We start from the raw sequence: 24,304 nt of genomic DNA on the forward strand, positions 1-24,304 counted from the left end.
AAAAAGGTTTAGCACGTGCTGAACCTTTTTTATATAGTTTAATTGAAACTCTCTTGTCTCTGTTACAAAAACTACTCTAGAATTCTTCCAATTTTGGGATATTATATTTTTTTAATCCATATTTATTTATCAAAAAATCATGTATAATGTTATTATCTTTGTTCTCATATAAAAATCTTTTTTCTTCATTATTAAGAAGACAAATTCCAAAATTTTTTATATAGTTTTTAGCTACAGAATAATATCCACCACTATAAGGTTTACTAGTGTTTTTTATGTAAAACCAGAAGATGCCAGACATTAATATTTTTTGTAAGACCCTTAATTCAAACTCATTTTCAGAAATTATAGCATAGCCATTATAAAATAACAACTCCTTATTATCAGAATATACAAAACAAGGTTTATCTGTAATGTATGGAAGAAATAGCTTATTACCATAAATATTTAGAGCTTGGCTTCGACCGAAAGAATACCAATTATTTTCTCCTCTCATATCTCGGTCGGCTAAAATTTTTTTGAATTCGGATAAATATGAATATGCAAATGGATATTTCTTTTTAAAAGATAATTCTTCTATTATTTCAACAGATCTTTTTATAGTTCCAAAAAGATCTTTATTGTTAACAAAGAGGTAAGGAAAAATTAATTTTTCTATTTTTTTTACTATTTCATCTTGATTATTAAGCGTATTTGGTTTTATTGTATCAATACAAATAGGTTTCTCTATTTTGTAATCAAGATTTTTTCTTTTAAAATAATAATATTTTGAATCTTCACGTATTGGTGTGAAAACATATATGTCATTTTTTAATGTAGCAAAACCATTTTTTATATCAAATATATTACCTAATTTTTTTCCTGTGGATTCAATTATATTTATAACCTCTTTTATTGAATCATCAACAAGATGCCAACCGTCTTTTATATTTAATGATTCATAAGGAATATTCAAAAAATCATTTTGTTTTAATTCTATTAATTTATTAAAGTCACAGTATGCATATTTTATAACTTTTGATATACTATTTGAAACAAAACAAATACAGGTATAAGTAGATCTATTTTTAAATACTTGTTGGGCTTTAAAATCTATTATTTCTAGAGATAACTCATTATCCGCAAAATAGCTTCTTAATGATCTGCCGTTTAAACTTCTTTGGAAATTATTTACCGTAATGTATCCTAAAACTCCATTTGGTGCCAAATTTTCAATTCCTATTTGAAAGAAAGGGATATATAAATCTGCTTTTCCAGAATTACTTACGCTCCATTTTTTTAATAAAATTTTACTCTCCAAATCAATTTTGGATGAACCAACATATGGAGGATTACCCACAATAATATCCAATCCTTTATTTTTCTTTATTTTTCGAACTTGATTCCATTCGAAATCTAGAGAGTTACCAATAAATAAATTAAAATTAAAATTATCATCTTCTCCTTGTATGATTGCATTAAGGGATAATAATATCTTAGTTCTTTCAATACTATAGTTTTGTATATCTATTCCAAAAATATTATTTTCATATATATGCTTGAAGGATAAATTATACTTTGTAAATAATTTATTTGCAATTGTTAGAAAAAAACCTCCACATCCACATGAAATATCTCCAAATTTTGCCTCTATTATTTTTTTTGGATATTTTTCGAAACATTGATCAACTATAAAATCCCGAATATAAACAGGGGTATAAACAGATCCATTAACTTCTTTATCTTCTGGAGATATTACAAACTCAAAAACATTTAATAATTCTTCAATGGTAATAGGGCTTTCATAAAAAGTAATGAATTTTACAAAATGGTTGTAATCATCAGATGAGTTATCATGTAAAATTAAACTGCTTATGTGTCTATTTTTTAATAATGTTATATTATTTGTATGTAGGAATGCAGATACTAATATTTTATTAATATTTGCCTCTTTATAAGTGTATTTTTTTAAAAAATTTATTACTCTTCTATCCATTTATATTGAGTATAGTGGAAAAATCCTATCAGCAGTGTAATGAGTATGTTCATTATCATATCTAAATGATTTAAAATAATCATCCCAAATTCTTTTCTTAGAATTTCCTAATATTCTAATGTAATCAGCATCTTGCATTAATTGTTTTACAAATGAAAATTTCACATTATCATAAAAATTATTAATTACGAAATGAAATAATAAAATTATATCCATAGGAGGATGAGGAATTCTAGGACTGCTTAATAAACCCATTCCATCTTCTATATATTCTAATTTTTTTCCTCCAAATTGAAAATGATAATAGGGATGTGTTAATCTGCATATCTCTGGTTTTTTTTCTTTATCTAAATGCCATGAACTATATTTAGGAGGGTCAGTACTAGTTCTGCTTTTTTTTAACTCTATTTTTAAATCTAGATTATAAATATGGATTGAATCTTGATTTTTTTCTAATGGATTTAATACTGCAATTTGATTATCACATTTTATAATAATATAATTAAAAGTATCAGTACTAGGTAAACTACCTCTAAATCCACTATTGATCCAAAATTCTAAATTAGAGAAATTATAATCTACAAAACTTTTACTATCTAAATCATTAATAACATCTTCTAAAATATCGAACTTACCATTAATCTCATACTTAATGATTATATCTTGCAAAGTTCTTAAGTCTTTTATATAATTACGGAGATTCCAATTATCCACACCCAAATTATTTGATTTATTAAAAAAATTCTTAAAAAAAGTGATTATATTCATTTGAAATTTCTCATTTCTTTTCTATCTAATTCGCTAACTTTTTGACTGTATTTTTCTATATCATCTAAGTATCCTTTGATTGATATATAGTTTTTATCTTGCCATGGCATAACTTCTTCATCTAACAATTCTAATCCCTCGGTTGGATCTAATGGTAATTTAGTTTCTTCACATATTGTCCAAAAATTCTTACTATTATTGTACTTTGATTGATTAATCACTTTCAAATTATAATTAGTTTTCCTGGATAAAATTTCATGCCTCTCATCTGAATCATAATGACGTAATGAATATTTATTATTTAATTTTTCTTTCCACCATAAATCAATTTTAGGCATCCACCATCTATTATAAGACTCTGATAAAATACCATTATATTTTGCTTCTTTTAAGCTATCTAAAATTTTACTCCAATCTTTTGATTCTTTTGAAATACCTATTCTTGCGGATAAGATATCTTCCCCAATTAATAAACCTGAACATCTTATCATGTGTTCATATATAAATCTGCTATACTCATAAATAGATTTGCTTTTATGAGATAAATAAATTTCAATCTTTTGATTTAGAAACTCCTTTTCAATATTCAATATTTTGTACAAATCAAAATTTGATTCTTTAATTTTTTTATATGCTTCTATAAATGAAATACATCTATTTCTAAATTTATCTACTTTGCTAGTTGCACAGTCTTTAGTAATAGCGTAGTCAAAAAGGTCATGACTGGTATAGTCTCTTTTATAAGACTGAACAATATTATCTTTTGTTGACATTAAAACAATAGGCCTTTCTTTAAAATCCTCGGTAGCAATTAAAGATCTTAAAGTTGATGCAATTGTAGGGGCATTACAGTATTTTAAATTATTCCCTTCGCCTTCTGTTAAAATATAGTCTAGCAGTATTAAATCTGGGTTTCTTTTATTTATTTCTGAAATTATATTATCAATGGAAATTTCTGGCTCCATTGTTTCAATTTGAAATTTTTCATTTTTAATTGTCAGAACTCTTGTTTCGGGTTCTAGATCTTCAATATACAGTATTTTATAATCCATGTTTATCTAATTCTTTATCTGTTGCTAATGGAACCTCTAAATAAATAGTTGTAGAAAATCCATCTTTAGGCTCATCAACATAAATTTTTCCTCTATAACTTGAAATTATATCTTTAACAATTTTTAAACCTAATCCTGTTCCAATATTTTCGTTACTTGAGTCCAAATTATCAAATGTGTTAGGTAAAGATGTTGTAAAAAACTCATCAAAAATTCTTTCTCTTATTTCTTCCTTTATACCATCACCCGTATCTGAAAACTTTACAAAAACCTTATTATCATATTTGCCACATTCTATTTCAATTTGTCCTAAGTTATTACTCCGTCTAATTGCTTTTTTTGAATTGGTAAATAAATTAAAAAGTATACTAGACCATTCTGAAGGGTGCATGGGACATGTAAAAAGATAATTTCCTTCAATAATTGGCTTAAGTAATTTTATATTATTTTTGTTTAGATCACTTTCAATAGCTTTAGAAAATTGATCTACTGTCCTTCTTATATCAATAGGTTTTAAGTTTCTATTTACATTTTGAGAAATTACTGAATCAAAATATGAAGTATAGGTTTGAAATGACTCTACATTTGCTTGTAATATGCTAAGACGATTCATAATAACTTGATCGTTATTTAATTTTTCAATTAAATAAGCTATATTATTATCCATATTTAATATGTAGTCTTTAACTTCATGAAGAAATAAACCTATTGTTAATCCTACACTACTCAAAACTCTTAGCATCGACCTTTCTTTAAGGAATAGTTCTTTTTCTTCTTCTTGTATTTTTTGTAATTCTGTAATTTGTTTTTTTATTTCGTCAATTCTCTTTTTCCGGTTTCTTTTTACTTCAACATTTCCAGATTCTTTTTCAAATTCTCTATCTAATTCTTCTAAGGTAAATGCAATATTTTTTATTCGAACTTCCACAGAATCATAAAGTCCCTCTGTCATTGTCTGTCCTGAAACTATTTTAACATTTCTTATATCTGCAATTCTTATAACAGATGAAATAATGGCTCTGTAGACAAAGTTTTTAAGTTCTATTAAAGTGTCATTTTCAAGAAGTCCTTCACGTGAAGAAGTTTCATTAAATTGATTATCTAAATCTTTTAATTCAACAAATCCAAAAAAATTGATATTAGCATGTACAGGTAATATTGATCTCCTTGCTGTAGATTGATCTAAACTTAACCAATCGTCACTCGCTTCTCCATAGGGAAGAACTCGAAATCCATTTCTATACAATCTTATTCCACCTTGTTTCCTAGCTAATTTTCTTATATTAGATTCTTGCATTTTAGGAATTAAATCTAAACCATAAATAAAGTAATAAGCCCTAAACTTTATATCTTTCAAGTGTTTGAATTGAATATCTTGTTCTTCGGGATTAGCGCTTAGGTCATGTATTTCATCAATATTTAACTTTTTACTTTCTATTGAGTATATCGCTTTTCCATTATTGTCAACATATCCATTAAAAATTGCAGTTGAATAATTATAAACCATTAATTTATCATCTGCAATAGAAATTAATTTATCATTAATCTTTTTATAGAATTGCACTTTAAATCCCGGATCTTTTTCTAAATCTTTTTCTTCATTTTCTACATGATTTATTTCATCAATTTCACTTAAAGGGAATGGTTGTAAAATATCATTAACATAATTATATATTCTTTTAATAGATGCTTCTGACCATTTATCTTTTAGACCTTCTATTCTTAAAATAGTTCCTTCATTTTTGTTTTTTTGTTTAGTGTAAATAGAATTACTTATAGATAGTAAATCTTGATCGATACCATATCTCGTCCAATCAATTGATAGAATGTGTGCCTGCTCATTTTGATTTGTTTGAGTGGTGATTGTTAACTTTTGACCAAGCCTTTGAACAGCAAAACGACCAATACCTTTTTGTCCTGCTCTTTTACGATCATATCTGTCAGAATATGGGTTGTGAATTTTGGAACTCGAAGAAATTCGCATAAAGCCATTAATTAATTGCTCTCGCGTCATTCCTAAGCCATTATCTTCAATAGTTAGTGTACCTCCTATGTTGTCTGAGTTTTCAAATTTTATAAGAACTTTGGTAGCATCAGCATCATAGGCATTTTTAACAAGTTCAGAAACAGCTGTTTCTTGTTTTGCAACCAGTTCACTTCCTAATCTATCAATAACACCTGCGTCAACACTAAATCTTATATTTTCTTTATCGAATGAAGAAAGTTTTGTTGAAAGCTCAATTATTTTAGAATAATTATTGGGGTCTTCAGATAAGATTCTCTCAAGTTCTTTACGAATTTCTATTTCAGTAATCATTTTAGCTTAAATATATCTAAAATTTAATAATTAATATTGAAAAAACAATAGGTAATTCTAAATTTAATATGCCATATAAATTATTAGTTAAAGTATATTTGAATAAATATTTATTCAAATATACTTATTTATTTTTCTTTCATTCTGGGTATTTACGCATTTTCGTATTCATTACGAAAATCGCTTATAGTTTATTATAAGTACAAAATTAAGTATTATTTGTATTTGAAAGTATTGCCCTCCTCCACATCCACCTCCTCAACCTCCACACCGGCAGATACACAAAAATAACAGAAAGGATTCCTGCCAGCACCCCAACCAGCACCGCCATGGCAGTGGCGTCCAGTTTATAGTATTTTGATAAACTGAATTGTGCGATCATCAATACAGATAAGACAAATAATCCTGTAATGACACCATGTAAAATACTCAGTTTCGTCATCAGTTTCTTTTTATTGAGCTGATCATCTACGGTAAATTCAATGGCCCCCTGTTCGGAAGCAATGATCACCCTGTTGATAATGTCGATGGTAAGGACTACCGGCAGGAATATAGCCATAGGAAGCGTCAGCCGGGCCAGATTTTGCGTTCCTGAAAAGAAGTGGGTGTATCCTAATTCCTGAAAGCTGGCATACGCAATAATGAAATTGAAAAACACATTCGGAAGGACATAATAGATCGTCCGCTTGATTAAAAAGCGTTTCAGGGTGGTTTTCTTGAGGAGCTTAGGCGGCGCAGGCTTGAATTTTAATTTCATACAAACGAGGTCATGAGTTCAGTGGCTTTGTTTTTAATTTTTAGGGCTTCTTCTTTGGGAAGGAAATGCTCGTTGGACATAAAAGTAAAATCCATCTGTTGGTTGTAAGTCGTGGTCACCAATGTATTCGAATTCAGCCACGGAAAGGCAACCGTCGGACTGATGATCGTTTCCAATGTAAAATGTTTATAATCATTGGGAATATCAATTCTTCCCATATTCGAAAGCGTGATGTCATGTCCGCCTGTACTGGATTTCAGCATCGTGATCATACGATCTACGAGCGGATGCATCTGCTCGCCCATCCATAGAAGTTTTCTGGCTTCGATCTTTTCTATTTTCTGAAGAAGTTCTTTTTTGATCTCCCTCGCGTTGTCCATGACACTCTGATTTCCCTTTTTTAACGGAAGTTCAACGGTTGGAGCAAAAGCAAACAAATGATCCTTTTTAATCTCCGGAATAAAGTGGCGTACATCCACAGGGCTGATCACTTTTCCTTTTGCCTGCTTACCCTGGATTTCTTTAAAAGCCTGCATATAGGCCGCACAAAGCAAAGCATGCACCGAAATACCTTCAGCTTTACATTTCTCAGTGATCCGGTTGGTTATTGAAGAATCTTCTCTCCAGTGAATCAAATAATTGTCTCCGATATTTTTTTTCTTGCTTTTGCGCTGCATCATAAAAAAGAACCGCGCCATCAGGAGGTAAAGGCGGGCTTTCCGTTTCTCTCTTTTCAAATTGAAATCCAGAGGGAGGAAATCATCTACTGAACTGAATATAGGATAAGGATTCATTTCAAAAGAAGGATTGTCCAAAAGACCTAGAAGCTCCCGCATCAGGGCAACCGCAGAAGTTCCGTCACAGATACAGTGCGGCATTACCCAAAGCAGTTCCGAGACATTCGTTCCTTTGATCCACACCAACTGGGCAAGCGGTTTTTTCTCGTCTTTAAACAGCCTGAACCACTCTTTTTCCGACTCCTGCAGCCAGTCATGATCTGTTTTCCGTTCCACAATACGGAGCGGAATCGATTCTATCTCCTTTTCTTCAGTAAAAAAGGGATATTTTTCACTCTGCCTGTCAATGCCAGTTCTCAGCAAAGGATGTTTCTGCTGGATTTTCTTCAAAGCAGCCTTAACGTTTTCCTCAGGGATTTCCCCTTTGATTTTTGCCGTAAATACTAAGTTTATCGGTGTATCGTGATCCACATACATGATCCTTTCCACCATCATTAATTTTCGTCTGATCATAATACGGATATCGGATCTAATTGTTCTTTTACAGTCTGAATAACCTCATCCCGGATCGCTAATGCTTCAGAATAGGGTAAATAGCCCTCGCTTCCTACAAAAGAGAAATCCATTTCCCCATTGAATGTGGAAGTGACTATTGTGGTGGTATTCCCCAGAGGACCAATCACGGAAGGGCTGAAAATGGTTTCCAGGGTAAATGCTTTATACTCATGCGGAATCCGGATACGTCCCAGATTGGAAAACATACAGTCGTTGGAAGATTTCCCATGCTTTAAAAATTTCGTAAAATTCTTCAGGGCATCATGGGCAGATTCCATCACCATCATCGTAATGTACGGATTGAGCTTAGAGGTTTTGCGCTCTACCGATTCCTGCATCAGTCGTAAATTTTCCGAAAAGCTTATTTTATGATTCGCTGAAACCACGATCATCAGGCCAAAAGCAAAAATATGATCTTCCTTGATCTGGTTCGCGAAACGCCTGATATCTACCGGACATGACACCTTATTGAAAGCGGCACCTCCTTTTACCTTTCTGAACGCCTGAAGTACCGCTGCACATAAAAACGTGTTCACCGTGACTTCCATGGATTTACAGTAGGCAATTAATTCCTTACTTATTTCTTTGTCAAATTTCCAGTGAATCAGGTAATCGTTCTGACGCTCCACAGCTTTTTTTCCGACAGGAATACATTTGATGGCCGTTGCTGCTACCCTGCCGATCACTTTAGCTTTGAGCTTTTGGCTGCGGTTCGTTAGAATGGCTTCCGGAACCACATCATGAATTCCCAGAATAGGATTTTCTATTCCAATTTCCGCAGACGGATAATCCAATATCGTTAAAAACTCATATAAGAAAGCCAGCGCAGAACCTCCGTCGCATAAACAGTGATGAAAGGAAAAAAGCATATCCGAAACCTCTTCCCCTTTGATCCATATAAACCGGAGAAGCGGCTGCTCGGCATACTGAAATAAGGTCTCCCACTCTCTTCTGGATTCTTCCTGCCAATCGTCGTCCCCTCTCCTGGAAACAATCCGAATGGGTATGGGCACATTTTTTTCCAACACTTCAAACCATGGCACCTTATTTTCGTCATGGTGAATGAGTGCTCTCAACCAGGGATGTTTGCCCTGAAGCCGGCTCAGCGCATGCTGTATATTTTCTAATGTAAAGATGCCCCGTAATCGGAACGGAATAACTACATTAAAAGGTTCTGTTCCGTCTCCTAAAAGCATTCGCTCCCCAAATAACAATTTTCTTCTCATAGGCTTATCCTAAAACTAATGATGGTTGTTCTTGTTGTACAAAGCCTTCCAGCAGCTCTACCGCCAGGTCGTTACCACCTGCATTGAGTAAACTGGACTGAACTTCTTTCGCTGCGTTTCTGTAAGCCGGATTGTCCAGCAGTTCAAAAACGGTTTCACGAAGGGCTTCCACCCGTAATCGTTTGTACCGGATACTGATTCCACACCCTGCTTTTTCAATCAATTTCGCAATATGGAAATGATCGTAGGCAATCGGGGTAATGAGCATCGGTAATCCATTGGTGAACGTATCATTAACGGTATTGAAACCACCATGGCAGATCACCATATCCATATACGGCATCAGGGCAGATTGAGGCACAAAACCGCTTACAATAAAATTAGAAGGCCATTCTTCAAATATATCCGGCGGAGTGGCCGCAATCACCGTTACAGGCTGATCTCCAAAGGCTGCAACCACCTTTTCAAAAAAGGCTTTGCGGATATCCACCAGTAAAGTTCCCAGGGATACAAATATTTTCGGGGTCGTAGAGGCTTCCAGTTTTTCCCAGTCAAAAGGGGCCGGGTTGGGACGTCCTTTTACCGGACCTACAAATCTCATATGTTCCGGAACGGTTTCAAAATCCGCAAACGTCTGTGAGGTGAAAACCAGATTCAATTGATTGGAATGGATAAAAATACCTTCATCCTCAATTCCTACTTCTTTCTGAAGGTCTTTGATCAGGTTTTGCTGCCATTCGAATATTTTGGGTGCGCTGTTCGCCGTATCTCCCATTACATCGGGAGGAACAGGCGTAGTCGTTACACATGGAATATGGTGCTTGTGAGCAAAAAGAGCTCCTCCGAAAGTGATGCAGTCATTCACGAGAACATCCGGTTTCCAGGTACTGGTAAGACGTTCTAATCCGGGCATCATCATTTTGGCAAAAGGAACATACGTTTCCTCCAATGCTAGCTTCATCACTTCAGGGCCGGAACATGCAGGTCCGTCATCCTGTCGCTTTAAAATACGCTGAATATCTTCCTGAAACGGAATGAGATCTTCTTCAGGATAAAAATAGCTTCCTCCTTCCGGAATATGTTTAGGATCTAACGGAGTAATTCCAAACCATTTTACTTCATGGCCCCGGGCAATCAGACTGGCGCCAACACTCAAGGTCGGGCTGATATGTCCAAAAAATGGCGGAATCACAAATAAAAATTTAGATCCGGGTTTTATTTTTTCTGAAACAGGAAGCAATGCTTTTTCTAACAGATCAGCAGCGGTTGAAGTGCCTCCCGCTTCAGCGAAAGATTCACGAACTTTCTCTGCGGCTTCTTTATATTCCGGCTGGTTTAAAATCTTCTGAACTGCTTCGTTCAAATGATGGGATTTAAATCTGTTAAAATTAAGACGTTCTCCGGCTCCGGTACGCACTACACGTCCTGCTACATGAGACTGATCATAGGCAATCGGGATCACCACTAACGGAAGACCATTTGAAAGGGCTTCAGAGACGGTATTGTGACCGCCATGGCAAACCACTCCATCCAGATGTGGTAACAGATCCAGCTGTGGAACCTGCTGGTACACCATAAAGTTTTCCGGCCAGCTGTCAAAAAGCTGCGGATCCGAAACCAGTACAACGGTGATGTCTTCATCCTTAAAAGCATCAATGACCTTTTGGAAAAAAGCTTTTTTATGGTCATGATCGAAGGTTGTTCCGATGCTTACCAGTATCTTTTTGTTGGCAGCATTTTTCAACCGGTCCCAATCAAATTCACAGGAGATCCGGCGTTCCATAAGAACAGGTCCCGTGAACTGATAATTTTCCGGTAGATCCATTTCGCCAAAGAAATACTTGGAAGTTAAAACAAGAGTCAGCAGATCGGAAGATGCCAGTGAACGGTTTTCGGTTACCCCAAGTTCATTTTGCAACTCAATAATTTTGTTGACTTCCCATTCATGCACTTTTGGCAGCTCCTCCATCATTTTAATGGCAGCCGGAGCGGTAACGGAGGTACTGTAAGGAAGATTCAGTTTTTTTGCAGCAATAGCGGCAGCAAATAACTGATGATCTCCAATCACCATATCAGGCTGATAGGTTTCCAGCAAGGCAACAATACCGTTATAACAATGTCTGTTTAAGGGAATCAGGACCTCATCGTACAGAAACTTGATGCTGTCGATTCCGTAGACTATTTTTTTAGAAATGATATCGAGATAGTTTTCACTTTCTTTTTTTTCTTCGTCAGTTTGGTCGTATTGAATGAGTAACAATTCTCCCCCGACAGGAAGTTTCGTACTTAAGTTTTTATCAAGACTGATCCAGGCCACTTGATGTCCTCTTTGCAGTAATTCTGCGCCGATGCTTAAGGTTGGATTGACATGGCCTGTCAATGGGGGAACAACAAATACAAATTTAGCCATGATTTTGTGTTAATGCGTTAGATAATGATTGAGATAAAAAATGAACCATTGATTCTGCGATCTGAACAGGTTCCTGTATCGGGACATTGTGATCTCCGGGAATCAGTTCCAGTTCAGATGAAATGATCTGCGTTTTCAGCCATTCTCCTGTAGGTTTACAGTTCGATTCGGATCCGTAAAGCAAAAGTGTGGGCGTATCCAGTTCTGAGAAATTGACTTCACTCAGAAAATGTTTTTCCCGGATCATATCTGCTTTAATACTGGTCTTTTCAAACAGGAATTCATACATCCGGTGGTTTTTCTCCATCTGCCTTTTGCCCATCTGCACTTTGGTGGTGTCCGTAAAATTGGCCACATAATGTTCGAGGAATTCTTTGCTGTATTCATCGATGATGTTACGGGCCTTTTCATCCTGAGGATCCGGGGCTTCTATAACGACCAGCTGACTGACACGTTCCGGCGCTTTCAATGCTGTTTTCAAAGCAATCAATCCTCCGAAACTGTATCCGGCCAGATGTGCTTTCTTAAGATTTAGAACATCCATCAGAGCCAGTACATCAGATGACATACTTTCCAGATCGTAGCCGTCCGTAAACCGCTCGCTCATGCCGTGGCTTTTCAGATCATACATTACCACGTGGAAATGCCTGGCCAGAATCGGGGCAATATTAAAATAATAAATGGAGAGGTTGCTGAACATCCCGTGGATAAGCACCACCGTCTGTTCAGCCCCTTTGTTGAGTTCCTGAATATGAACCTGTTTATGGTTTATATTGATTATTGGCATTCGTAGATATAATTGATGATCATACGGAGGTCAAGGTTGATCAGTTCGTCTAAGTCCATAGAAGACAGCCATCCCGTGAAGTCAATCTGATCCCCGAAATGCGCTTTGATCTTCTCGGAAAAAGAAACGATTTCTATGCTGTCCATTTCCAGATCTTTGGTGAATGAACTTTCCGGAGTGATGTCCATTTCCTCTACAAATTCAGCGCCTATCACTTCCGTAATAAAACCTTTTAAAAGAGTGAACAATTCCTCGTGATTCAATTGTAATGTGTGGTTTAAAGTGTCCATCCGATAATATATTTTTTATGTTTAATAGTTTTTATTTCAGTTTGGTTGATCCATAAATGATCTCCCTCAACATGTTTGATTTCAAAGGCTTTTGGGTTTCCTTTAAGTCCGGTTCCCAGAAACTTTCCGTACGCTTCTTTGGCTACCCAGAATCTGGTGGTCCATTCTGCCTGATCTCTGTCTTTTAATAAGGTTAATTCGTGATCGGTAAATACCAGATCATAAAATCCGGAGCTGCGTTCCTCCATGATCTCCATGTCGATTCCCACAGGGCTACCCTGTCGTGCAATACCTACGGCATCCTTTTCTTTATGGGCTAAAGAAATATGGATATCTTCTGTGACATCGCCTATCAGATAAGGCTTTCCGACTTCATCCTTCCCTATTTCAAAAGTGATCGGAAAACAAGGGTGATTTTTATGTTCACGAAGAAGATTCCGAACAGCATCTTTCACGGCTACACGGCTTACCATCCATTCTTTCCGCTTGTTGGGAAACAACTGCTGATGATACTGTTTTTCCGTCTGGTTGAAATATCTTTTGAGGATAAAATCCCACGAAGCAACTCTGGTATACGCCTGATGAAAGAAAAATACTTCAGGTGCTATTTCTTCCGAAAGACGATTGTGCAAAGGCGACATGGAAACATTCCACAGTGGTTCATCGATTTCCAGTCGGCGGTTTTGCCAGCCTGTAATCGCGCACCATACCTTTCCATCTCTTTTAAGGATGATATCGGCAATGGCAAATTCTTCATTGAGTTCTGTAAGGATACAGGTGCATTCAAAAAGTCCGTCCTGATCTTCCATATCTCCAAAGAATTCAATATCTCTGATTTTCACCGGGAAAGCAATACGGTCTTTGGTCAGGGTAAGCTGCAGCCACAATCCGAATAATTGTCCGGCATTATCAAGCAAAGATCCTTTCCCTCCGTTTCCTTTGATTTTTCCTACAATTCCTTTTGTTCCTACTGCTGAAATCTCTGTAATTCCCTGGTAGAGTTCTCCATGGAACATATGTTTGTCATAGATCTCTTCAGGTGTTCTTTCGATAGGCAAAAGATCTCCTATTGCCAGGTTAAAGACAGGAACAGCAGGTGCAGACGAAGCCAGTAAGACTTCTGCATTCGCAAAGTTCTCAATATCAAGGTAGGCATGGTTATTGGAACGCCATTCTCCTTTGACTGTTTTTTCAAAAGGTTTGGCAACATTCATCCATTGAAAGACACTTACATTCATGATTTTATGAACGCGGGTTCCCGGTATTTCGGCCTGTGCTATTTCTGCTAACTGCTCAAAAATCATGGTCATCGGGATCACCGGCTCCATATCAGAGACATTGGTCCATCCTTTCGGCTGTCTCAATAAACTGTGATCGATGAGGTAAGGATGTTTATCTAAAGTAACATACAGAAGTTTCGAGAAATTCTTACTGACAGGTGCTCTAGAAACCACAGGTCTTGGGATTGTAATTTCCGGACGGTTTTGAAACAGCGTCAATACTTCTTCCTGCATCCGGATCATATCGGTGATATTTTCCTGGAAAGCCTGAACCAGAGGATGACCTGTCTTAGCGACCGTCGCTGAAACCGTATTTTGTTTTGGCATCTCAAAGGACTGAGCCAGATTTTGAATTTCTTTAAAATCACGGATAATGGGTGAACCCAGCTGTAACTTGATTCCTTTTCCTGATGATTTTTTTGATTGACTTTGTATTTCTAGAAAGTCTAATGCTACGGTTTTACCTTCCACAAATAATGCGGCTACCACACGCTGCAGCTGAGCCAATGCAGATCTTGTGGCCACGCTGGAAGCAATCGTACTGAATGCTTTTCCTTTCAAAGTATCATCAATAAAGCCAATCAGTCCTCCAGTACCAATCTGAATAAAGAATTTTGCGCCTTCTTCATACAGTTTATCCGTCAGTTCACGGAAACGGACTGGCTGCACCAAATGCTCGGCACTTAGTTTTCTGATCGCATCCTGATCAGCAGGATACGGCTCTAAAGTCGTTGCAGACCACAACGGGATTTTCGTCTGTTGAAACTGCGCTTTTTCCATTCCTGCCAGGATCACATCCAGTTGATCAGCAATAAACGGTGAGTGAAAACCGGACTGGAACGGCAGAATCTGATGAAAGATCTGTTTTGATTTTAATAATGGAACCAACTCATCCAGGGCAGCATTACTGCCACAAAGGATCACCTGATTGGGACAGTTGTCATTGGAAATGTAAAGATTGGGAATAGTATCGATAAAAGGCTTTACCGCATCAATCCCTGCTCCGATCGCAATGAATCTGGAATCTTTTAATTCAAAGGTTTCCGGATTCAGAACATCAATCAAAGCTTTAACAGAATTTACTTCTGCCAGTTCTGAGGAATATCCTGCCAGCCATTCTCCCAGGCTGTGTCCCGCATTCATATCCGGAACAATTCCCAGTTTTTTCAGGGCGTTATCAAGGATGCTGCATTTGTTGAAAATTCCCAATGCATCGCTTAATAAACCGTCCCCTTCTGTTTCGATAGGCTCGGTTAATCCAAAATAACGGCTCACACTGTCCACCTCCCCTTTCGCAAGGCCATCCAGCCCCGGAAATACGAAGGCGATTTTACCTCCATCTTTCAGTAAAGGGGTGTTGGTGTACCAGATATCCTGTTTATTGCGCCATGGATTATTTTTAGCTACAATTTTAGTGGCTTTTTCTATTCTTTCAGGGGTCGGGTCGAATAAAGCAATCCGGTAATCCCCTTCTCCTACTCTGTTGTCGTTGTTTTTTAAAGCTGAAAGCAATTCTTCATGGGTAGGTCTTGCCAATACTAAAACACGGTCTTTTTTCGGCATATCATAGCCTTCCAAAACAACGTGTGCATTGATTCCTCCAAATCCGAAGGCATTGACTGCCGCTACTTTCGGCAAGCCAGTTTTTGACCAGCTTTTCGGGTCCTGTACCGGAGCAAAACGGGTCTGCTCCATATCTGCAATTGGATTTTCACAATATAATGTAGGCGGTAACGTATCATGATGAAGCGCCAGACAGGTCTTGATTAAACCTGCGATTCCGGCAGCCGGCATGGCATGTCCGATATTGGATTTAACGGATCCGATTCCTGCAGCCTGGGTTGTTTCTTCTTTAGTGAAAAACTGAGCCAGAGTCTGAAGTTCTGTTTTATCTCCAAGCGGTGTTCCTGTCCCATGGGCTTCAAGATAACCGATTTGTTTTTCATCCAGATCCGCATTGGTCCAGGCCTGTTGTAAAGCTTTAAGCTGACCTTTAACGGACGGGCTCATCACGCTGGTTCCATTCCCATCGCTGCTTACTCCAACGCCTTTGATCACTGCGTAGATTTTATCCTGATCGCGGACTGCATCTTCCAATCGTTTTAAAACGACGAAACCACAGCCTTCACCAATTAACAACCCGTCTGCATCCCTACTGAACGGCTTGATCTGCTGGTGGTGAGACAGAGCTCCCAACTGGGCAAAAATACTCCAGAAAGCAGCGTTCTGTCCGGTATGCACACCTCCCGCAATGACCATATCACAACGGCCACGGTTGAGTTCCTGAACGGCATGATCTACTGCAATCAAAGCACTGGCACAGGCAGCATCTACTGTAAAAGCAGCACCTCCCAGATTGAATCTGTTCGCTACTAAAGAGGCAACCAGATTGGGAATCAATCCCATGGCTGTATCAGCGGCGAAACGACCTTTTCGCTCCTGGAAAGCATGCTTCACCTTTTCAATATCCGCTGAAGATACCTGAGGAAGCAATTCCTGCAGCAGCGAAGAAATCTGTTCTCCGGTGCGCACGATTTCAATGGCACGCGTCGCTCCGGGACCGGTATAGTTTCCTTTACCGATAATGATTCCGGTTTTCTCAAGAGATATTCCCTTTTGAAATACGCCGGCATCTTCCAGGGCTTTCTGCACCAGATCAAGGGTTAATAAATGATCCGGCTCGGTGCCTTCTACTGCTAACGGGAGAATCCCAAAAGCTGTCGGATCAAATTCATAATCTGAAATAAATCCACCGCGTTGACAGTAAAATCTGTCGACAGGACTGGTCTTATCACTAAAGTGTACAGGATCAATCCTATCAGCCGGAGCCGATTGGGTGGAATCTACCTTATTGACAATATTCTGCCAAAAAATATGGGCATCCTGTGCCCCGGGAAAGACACAGGATAGGCCAATAACAGCAACATCTGTTTTTTTCATAGTTATCGTATACAGAGGTTTACCAGTTGTTTCCGGACATGATCAATACCTGACTTTCGGTTCCGTATTTGATCTCGTTAAGGAAGATTTCTTTCCCCTGGTCCAATGGAATTAAAGAAATACCGCGACGTTCATATTCTGTTTCCAGAGTCGATGAAACCATTCCGGCTCCTTTCCATGGGCCCCAGTTGATGGAGATTACTTTTCCTTTTAATTTTTTGTTTAAGGCTTTCGCATAATCATCCAGTACGGAGTTGGCCGCAGCATAATCTGTCTGACCTTTATTTCCATATACCGAAGCGATACTTGAGAAGAGTACTACAAACTGACAGTCAGCTCGAAGTTGTTCTGCCAATACACGAAGCGGTTTTACTTTTGTATCGAATACACGCTCAAATGAGCTGGATGTCTTCTGTCTGAACAGTTTGTCTTCCAAAAGGCCTGCTCCGTGAATGACTCCGTCTAAACGGGCGTATTTATCATAAATATTTTTGATTAAATCGGATAATCCTTCCTCATCACAAAGATCCAAGGATTGGTATACCACCTTATTTCCCAGTTGTTCCATATCTCTGATGGTACGAAGGATCTGGTTGTTTTTGAAAATTCTTACGGTCTCCTTTTCTATTTCGGAAGGAGAAGTGAATTTTCCGGTTTTAATAAGATAGCTTCTTATTTCTTCTTTGGTTTTCATGGCTTCCACTTCTTTAAGGTCCGCTATGACATCTCTAGGATCTGCTGATCTTCCTACCAAAATATAGGTACACGGATACGCTCCAGACATATGCTTCACCAATTCAGAAGTGATTCCCTGTCCGCCTCCAAGCACTAAGACTACAGATTCCTGATCCAGCTGGATATGCGCTTCTTCAAGGCTTGTTGACAATGGAGATGGGATGATCTCTATTTTATGTCTTTGGTCGTGTTTGTAAACGACTTCGGAAGGTTTATCTGTGGTTAATATTTCTTTTAAAGCAATTTCTGTAATCTGATCAACTTCCTGTGGTGTGCTCAGGCTGATCAGCCTGCAAGAGGTTTGTTCAAATTCTCTCGCTAAACTTTTGAAAAGTCCCGGATAGCCTTTGTAATGACGTAAAAGACGCGTATCAGTCAATTCCTGAATATGAGCCGGAATGTCTGAAATCAGATACACCCATTTGGCTTTATCAAGATCCAGTTTCTTGATCTGATCTACGTGATCAATGATGCTGTGCTTTACGGTTGAGGAGAACAGATCCAGAATAATCAGGCCATCAAAATCTTTAAGATCTCTTTCCGTATCCACCAATTCTGCGATAGCTCCATATTTTTCAAGGGTATTCTTGATCGCCATCGTTTGCGGACTGTTGTCCTGAGTGATCGCAAAACGTTTTCCCTTGATGATTTCTGTATTCTGCTCTGTAGAAACATCGGTTGGCGTCAGGTCAAAACGAAGACGTGACAGTAAATTCTGAACAGGTTCAGCATCAGCATCAGTGTTTCCACTCATTTCGCTGATCCATGAAGCCAGTCCTTTTAATGTTTTAATAGCAGCCAGTTTTTCCATCAGATCATCCGCCTGGTCCATATCCTGACCGAAACCGATTTTGGTTTTAAGGTCTCCGATAATTTCCATTCTTTTAATAGAATCGATGCTCAGGTCTGCTTCCAGATCAAGATCCAATCCAAGCATTTCTTTTGGATATCCTGTTTTTTCACTGACGATATCCAGAATTATATTTTGAAGTTCTTCAAGAGAGAATGCAGATTTACTTTCTACTTCTGCTACAGGTGTTACTGCAGTTCCGTTTTTTACAGGAGCGGCTGTTGGAGTTCCTGTCAATTCTGTTAACCAGGAAACCAGACCGCTTAACGTTTTGATCGATGCTAATTTTTCCATGACCGTATCTTCATCGGTATTACCTGATGTAAGCGCTCCCAACTCACTGCGAAGCGTTCCGATGATTTCTACCCTTTTGATAGAGTCAATACTTAAATCTGCTTCCAGGTCCATTTCCATGCCCAGCATTTCTTGAGGATATCCGGTTTTATCACTTACAACCTGTAGTAATAAAGTTTTAATATCTTTTACCGGAGCCTGTTTTACCGCAACAGCAGCAGGCTTTTCTACATGGACCGGCTGTGTAGGAATGGTCACCAAACGATCGTTCATTGGTGCGTGTACCGGCGCAGCATAAGCAGGTGCAGGGCTGACTTGTGGATTCTGTCCCAGGAAGGAAAGCATCACATCACGCTGTGCCTGGATCAGCTGGTTCATGGTATTTAAATATTCATGCAGCATACGTTCAGCGGCAGGCTGAGATTCGGCTACAGGAGCTGGTGGGTTATTCGTAAAATTGTTCATGGGAATAGGAGTTAATATCGGTAACGCACCATTGGCTGGCAGATTACCTGTGGTTGGATGCGCCATTTGTCCGTTCACACGCCAGATGGCTGGATTTTTCTTATACAGTTCAGGCTGGTCTATCTGAATCAGTCTGGCATTACGGCCGTCGAAAAGTTTTTCAATGCTGAAACTTCTGCCAGTTCCCAGATATTGTGCCAGCATAGAAAGAAGATGACTCAGTTTATTTCGGTTGCTGTCTTCTACATACAGGATCAGCTGATCTTTTTCTAAGCAGGATTTCGTCAGTCCGGAAAGGACTTTTCCTGGACCTACTTCGATAAATATTCGGGCTCCGTCTGCATACATCGCCTGAAGTTCTTCTACAAACCTTACGGGCTGTACCAAATGATCTGTCAGTCTTTCTTTGATTTCCGACGGACTTGTTGGATAGGTTTCCGCAGTTGTATTCGACCAAACCGGAATCTGCATTTCCTGGAAAGGAATGTCTTTTAAAACCTTATCATATAAGCCTTTGGATTTAGCCAGTAACGGACTATGGAACGCACAGGCTACTTCTAATTTCTTTGCAGAAATACGTTCCTGTTTAAGGTTCTCCATTAATTTATTGATAGCCGGCGTACTTCCTGCCACCACACATTGGGTCGGAGCATTATAATTAACCGGATAACAGCCTTCTGTCTTGTCTAATACCGGCTGCAACTGTTCTCTTGTTGCGCTTACTGCAATCATAGTTCCAGGATCACCTCCTTCTACTGAATCCAAAATGGCGTGAGCCCTTTGAATACTTAGATCAACCAGTTTTTCTTCTTCAAAAACCCCGGCAAAACATAAAGCCGGTAATTCACCATAGCTGTGGCCTGCTACCATATCCGGAACAATGTCCAGTGATTTCAGGAAGTTAGCTAAAGCCAGGTCAACAATTCCTAAGATAGGTTGCGCCAGACGAGTATCTTTAATGGTTTCTTTTTGTTGTTTTAAAGCAGCTTCATCAAATGTTGCTGAAGGGAAAACCACTTTCTCCAGTTCAGGATATCCTTCGATCAGGTTACGCATGGCTGGAAAAGCTACGAACAGATCACGGGCCATGTTGATTCTCTGACTGCCTTGTCCGGGGAAAAGGAAAGCTACTTTACCGTCACGTTTATTCACCGTGAAAGTGTCTTTACTTTCAATTCCTGATAATGCCAATTCGATGTTCATCATCAAATGTTCGGCGGTATCAGCAACGATGGTTAACTGAATTGGTTTTTCTGAGCCTACTGCTAAGCTATAAGCCATATCTTTTAATGGAATATCACCATTAACCTCTAATAAAGATTTGATCTGTGACAATGGAATTTTCGCATCCTCATAAGTATCCCCACGGAATACAAACAATTCTGACGGCCACGATTGCAATACAGCAGAATCATCTTCCTTGGGATGGTTGGCAATAACCGTATGGAAATTGGTTCCTCCGAATCCGAAAGCACTGATTCCGGCATAACGGTTTTTCTCGCTCCACAATCCGCTTTCTGCATAAAAAGCAAAAGGACTTGTTTCAGCGTTATAATAAGCATTAGGCTGCTGTAAATGAAGTGTTGGTGGTTTTACCCCGTGGTATACCGCCAGAGAAGCTTTGATCAACCCTGCCAATCCTGCTGCACATTTGGTATGTCCAATCTGCGTTTTCACAGAACCTAAATGAGTTTGTCCCGGTATCGCTCCTGAGCGGCTGAATAAATTCGTCAGTGCACTCAGTTCGGTTTTATCTCCTACTACAGTTCCGGTTCCGTGAGCTTCCACTAAACCAACTGCCGCAGGACTAATCCCTGCTTGGGAATATGCACGTTCTAAAGCACGTACCTGCCCTATTTTTCTCGGAGCTGTAAGTCCAAGTGCTTTTCCGTCACTGGATCCTCCCACTCCTTTGATGACAGAATAAATACGGTCGCCATCTCTAACGGCATCTTCGTATCTTTTTAACACAAGGATTGCCACGCCTTCTCCGAGGGCAATACCATCGGCATCCCCGTCAAATGTTGCACATCTTCCTTTTCTGGAAAGAGCATGAGTACTGGAAAACATAAGGTAATCATTGATTCCGTTATGTAAATCTGCTCCTCCGGCAAGAACCATATCTGATTTTCCTAATATCAATTCCTGACAGGCCAGATCAATAGCCGCTAAGGATGATGCACAGGCAGCATCTACGGTGAAGTTTCTTCCTCCAAGATCTAAACGGTTGGTAATTCTCCCTGCAATCACATTGGCCAGAATACCAGGGAATGAATCTTCCGTCGTATGGGGAAACGCCTGTTTCACTTCTTCATGAAGTTCTCCGAATACCTGTTTATAATATCCTCTGAAACTATAGCTGTTAGCCAGATCATTACCGCCTTCAGCTCCGATAATTACAGAAATATTTTCTCTGTTAATATGTTTTTCACCATAGCCCGCATCTTCCATTGCTCTTTTAGCAACCAACAAGGTCAAAAGTTGTGTTGGTTCAATAGCTGCAAGAGACTGCGGAGGAATTCCGAATGCTAAAGGATCGAAATCAATCTTGGGAATAAATCCTCCCCATTTGGAGTGTGATACGTCCGGTCCGTCTGAATCGGGATGGTAATACAATTCTTTATTCCATCGTTCATCAGGCACTTCTGTGACGCTGTCTCTTCCTAATATAATGTTTCGCCAGTATTCTTCAAGGTTTTTTGCCCCCGGGAAAATACATTCCATCCCGACAATGGCTACATCCAGTGGTTTTTCTGCTGAGGCTGGCTCTTCAGGCAGAGCTGCCTGTTCAATATATTGATAATTGTCGATACTTACATTCTGGTGAAGGGCTGCAATGGAGATCACGCGGTTTTGCATCGTAGCCACCTGACCGATCATATACATTCCCAGGTCCAGCTGTTCACTTGTTGGGATATTGATCAATTGATCTCCCTGACGTTCAACACCTTTAGCCGCAATACGAAGACGGCCTACGTTTAATTTTTCAAGCTTTTCCCAGACTTCTTTTTTATCCATTCCGGCGGCCAGAAGCTTTGTTTTCTCGGTGCTGAAATGCTGGGCAAATGCTGTATTTAAACAACGGGTCTCGTGTCCGGGTGCTGTTTCCAGTAAGACCGTATCTTTAGCCTGCATGGCCTGTACCTGGAATTCTTCCTGAATAGCTCCGGTACGAACGGCTTCTTCAGTATATAGATAGGCTGTTCCGATCAATACTCCAACTTTTACGCCTCTGGCTGCTAAAGGAGCTGCCATGATAGAAACGAATGCCGTTGAAAATGCATTGTGAATTCCACCTGCAAAAAAGACGCTGATTTTTTCCGGATGTTCTTCTTTTAAGATGCGTTCAATCTGCTTTTCCCAAAGAACCATGCTTGAAAGCGGGCCTACGTGACCGCCGCACTCACGGCCTTCAAAGATGAAGTTGGTGGCGCCTTCTTTCAGAAAAATATCTAATAGTGCAGGGGAAGGAACATGGAGAAAGGTGGTTATTCCAGCTTTTTCAAATATCTTAGCCTGTGCCGGTCTTCCTCCGGCAATAAGAACCACAGGAGGCTTAGCTTCTAATATATAAGATGTCTGTTCTTCTCGCAGTTCCTGAGGGGCGAATCCAAGAATTCCTACACCCCATGTTTTTTCACCGGCCAGTTTTTTAGTTTCCATCACCAATGCTTTCGCCTGCTCACCTTTCAGTAAAGACAAAGCAACAAAAGGCAAAGCTCCTGCGTCTGCTACCGCGTTGGCGAACAACGGAACATCACTGACACGGGTCATTGGCCCTTGTGCAATAGGATAGCGAAGCCCCAACTCTTTGGCCATCAGATTGTCCTGACTAATCACATAAAGTGCTTTTGCCTGTTTTAAATGACCATACATCGCTTCTTTGAATCCAAAAATCATTTTTTTCAGATTCTTGAAATCTTCATAAAGATCTACGGCTAACGAAATATCCTGGCCCATCGGAATATAACTGCTGGCGGGATCAAGACCCGTAAAATAGGACCTAAGCTCTTCAGCACTTACATTTTCCGGTAAAACTGGTGAGTTGGGCCTCACCAATACCCGGTGATTGGCAATAATCCTGGTTTCGGTGCCATTTAGTTTGGAAGACAGATCTTTAACCTCCTGGGGAACAGAACTCTCGGGAAACAGTGCAAGCTGACTATCCAGTACGATCCCGGTTGCTCCCAGCGCTTTTACGGCGGCTGCGGTATGGAGCCCTATTCCGCCCTGTACCCAGACAGGTATGTTTTTAATTTCTTTGATGACGCGCTGAAACAATACAAATGTTGATTCATAGCCTACCAGGCCTCCTGCCTCATTTCCTTTTAAAATAATCCCTTCCGCTCCAGACTGTTCGGCCTGTAGGGCTTGATCCAGGCTGTTTACCTGATAAATAACAGGCAAATCCGGAGCAACATTCATTGAAACACCTGAGGGAAAGATCGCAAACCTCACTTTTTTCGGGATCTGAAGTGAGATGAAGGTGTCATCAGAGAAGCAAATACCAAATGAAGGTATCTCGGTCTGATCAAGCTGATCCAGAGCTTCCTGAGCATTTGCCAGGTCCTGTCCTAAACTTAAGATGGGAAACGCACCCGCCTGGTGCAGTTTAGACATAAGATTCACATCGGGCTTTTCAAAAGGCGTTAATCCAATAATGGTTAAGTTTTTCATTGCATTTATGGTATTGAGATAATAACTGGGAAACTTCATTAATAAATACTACACCTTTCGGCAACAATCAGCATTTATCATTTATTAGGGAATAAAAATAATAAATTTATACTACATTTTCAACCATAAATGAAATTTAATAATAAATTATTAACAATAAATTATTATGAATTTAAATACTATTAAAAA

At 38.8% G+C, this 24,304-nt stretch carries 12 protein-coding genes; all 12 read right to left on the minus strand.

All coding sequences use genetic code 11. The features are described 5' to 3' along the window. Nucleotides 1–76: 76 nt before the first annotated feature. Entirely contained in the window at nucleotides 77–1,975 is a 1,899-nt protein-coding gene (locus tag BW964_RS04610) for an Eco57I restriction-modification methylase domain-containing protein (protein WP_076505078.1), read from the minus strand. After that, nucleotides 1,976–2,743, minus strand: coding sequence for a hypothetical protein (locus BW964_RS04615; RefSeq protein WP_076505080.1), 768 nt, complete (start codon nucleotides 2,741–2,743; stop codon nucleotides 1,976–1,978). It lies immediately after the preceding gene. Further along, a complete protein-coding gene (locus BW964_RS04620; protein WP_076505081.1) occupies nucleotides 2,740–3,795 on the minus strand; it encodes a response regulator in 1,056 nt (351 codons plus the stop codon). The genes BW964_RS04615 and BW964_RS04620 overlap by 4 nt, the downstream gene beginning before the upstream one ends. Continuing rightward, the gene (locus tag BW964_RS04625; RefSeq protein WP_084175610.1) at nucleotides 3,785–6,112 is read right to left on the minus strand and encodes a sensor histidine kinase; all 2,328 of its coding nucleotides are present in this window, start codon (nucleotides 6,110–6,112) and stop codon (nucleotides 3,785–3,787) included. Before BW964_RS04625 ends, BW964_RS04620 begins: the two co-directional genes overlap by 11 nt. 208 nt (nucleotides 6,113–6,320) lie before the next feature. Then, nucleotides 6,321–6,869 carry a hypothetical protein gene (locus tag BW964_RS04630; RefSeq protein ID WP_076505083.1) on the minus strand — a complete coding sequence of 183 codons (549 nt, stop codon included), beginning with the start codon at nucleotides 6,867–6,869 and terminating at the stop codon, nucleotides 6,321–6,323. Next, complete coding sequence (locus BW964_RS04635) at nucleotides 6,866–8,119, minus strand: condensation domain-containing protein (protein WP_076505084.1); 1,254 nt, start codon at nucleotides 8,117–8,119, stop codon at nucleotides 6,866–6,868. The genes BW964_RS04630 and BW964_RS04635 overlap by 4 nt, the downstream gene beginning before the upstream one ends. Next, nucleotides 8,116–9,387 (minus strand): condensation domain-containing protein, encoded by a 1,272-nt coding sequence (locus BW964_RS04640; RefSeq protein ID WP_076505085.1) that lies wholly within the window; start codon nucleotides 9,385–9,387, stop codon nucleotides 8,116–8,118. Before BW964_RS04640 ends, BW964_RS04635 begins: the two co-directional genes overlap by 4 nt. 4 nt (nucleotides 9,388–9,391) lie before the next feature. Further along, a complete protein-coding gene (locus BW964_RS04645) occupies nucleotides 9,392–11,797 on the minus strand; it encodes a glycosyltransferase (RefSeq protein WP_076505086.1) in 2,406 nt (801 codons plus the stop codon). Then, nucleotides 11,790–12,584 (minus strand): alpha/beta fold hydrolase, encoded by a 795-nt coding sequence (locus BW964_RS04650; RefSeq protein ID WP_076505088.1) that lies wholly within the window; start codon nucleotides 12,582–12,584, stop codon nucleotides 11,790–11,792. Before BW964_RS04650 ends, BW964_RS04645 begins: the two co-directional genes overlap by 8 nt. Next, nucleotides 12,575–12,874 (minus strand): acyl carrier protein, encoded by a 300-nt coding sequence (locus BW964_RS04655; RefSeq protein ID WP_076505089.1) that lies wholly within the window; start codon nucleotides 12,872–12,874, stop codon nucleotides 12,575–12,577. Before BW964_RS04655 ends, BW964_RS04650 begins: the two co-directional genes overlap by 10 nt. Further along, nucleotides 12,862–17,094 (minus strand): type I polyketide synthase, encoded by a 4,233-nt coding sequence (locus BW964_RS04660; protein WP_076505091.1) that lies wholly within the window; start codon nucleotides 17,092–17,094, stop codon nucleotides 12,862–12,864. Before BW964_RS04660 ends, BW964_RS04655 begins: the two co-directional genes overlap by 13 nt. A gap of 19 nt (nucleotides 17,095–17,113) precedes the next feature. Beyond that, nucleotides 17,114–24,115, minus strand: a complete 7,002-nt coding sequence (locus BW964_RS04665) for a type I polyketide synthase (RefSeq protein ID WP_076505474.1) — start codon at nucleotides 24,113–24,115, stop codon at nucleotides 17,114–17,116. Nucleotides 24,116–24,304: the final 189 nt, after the last annotated feature.

This window comes from Chryseobacterium shigense (assembly GCF_900156575.1).
In the GTDB taxonomy this organism is placed as follows: Bacteria; Bacteroidota; Bacteroidia; order Flavobacteriales; family Weeksellaceae; genus Chryseobacterium; species Chryseobacterium shigense.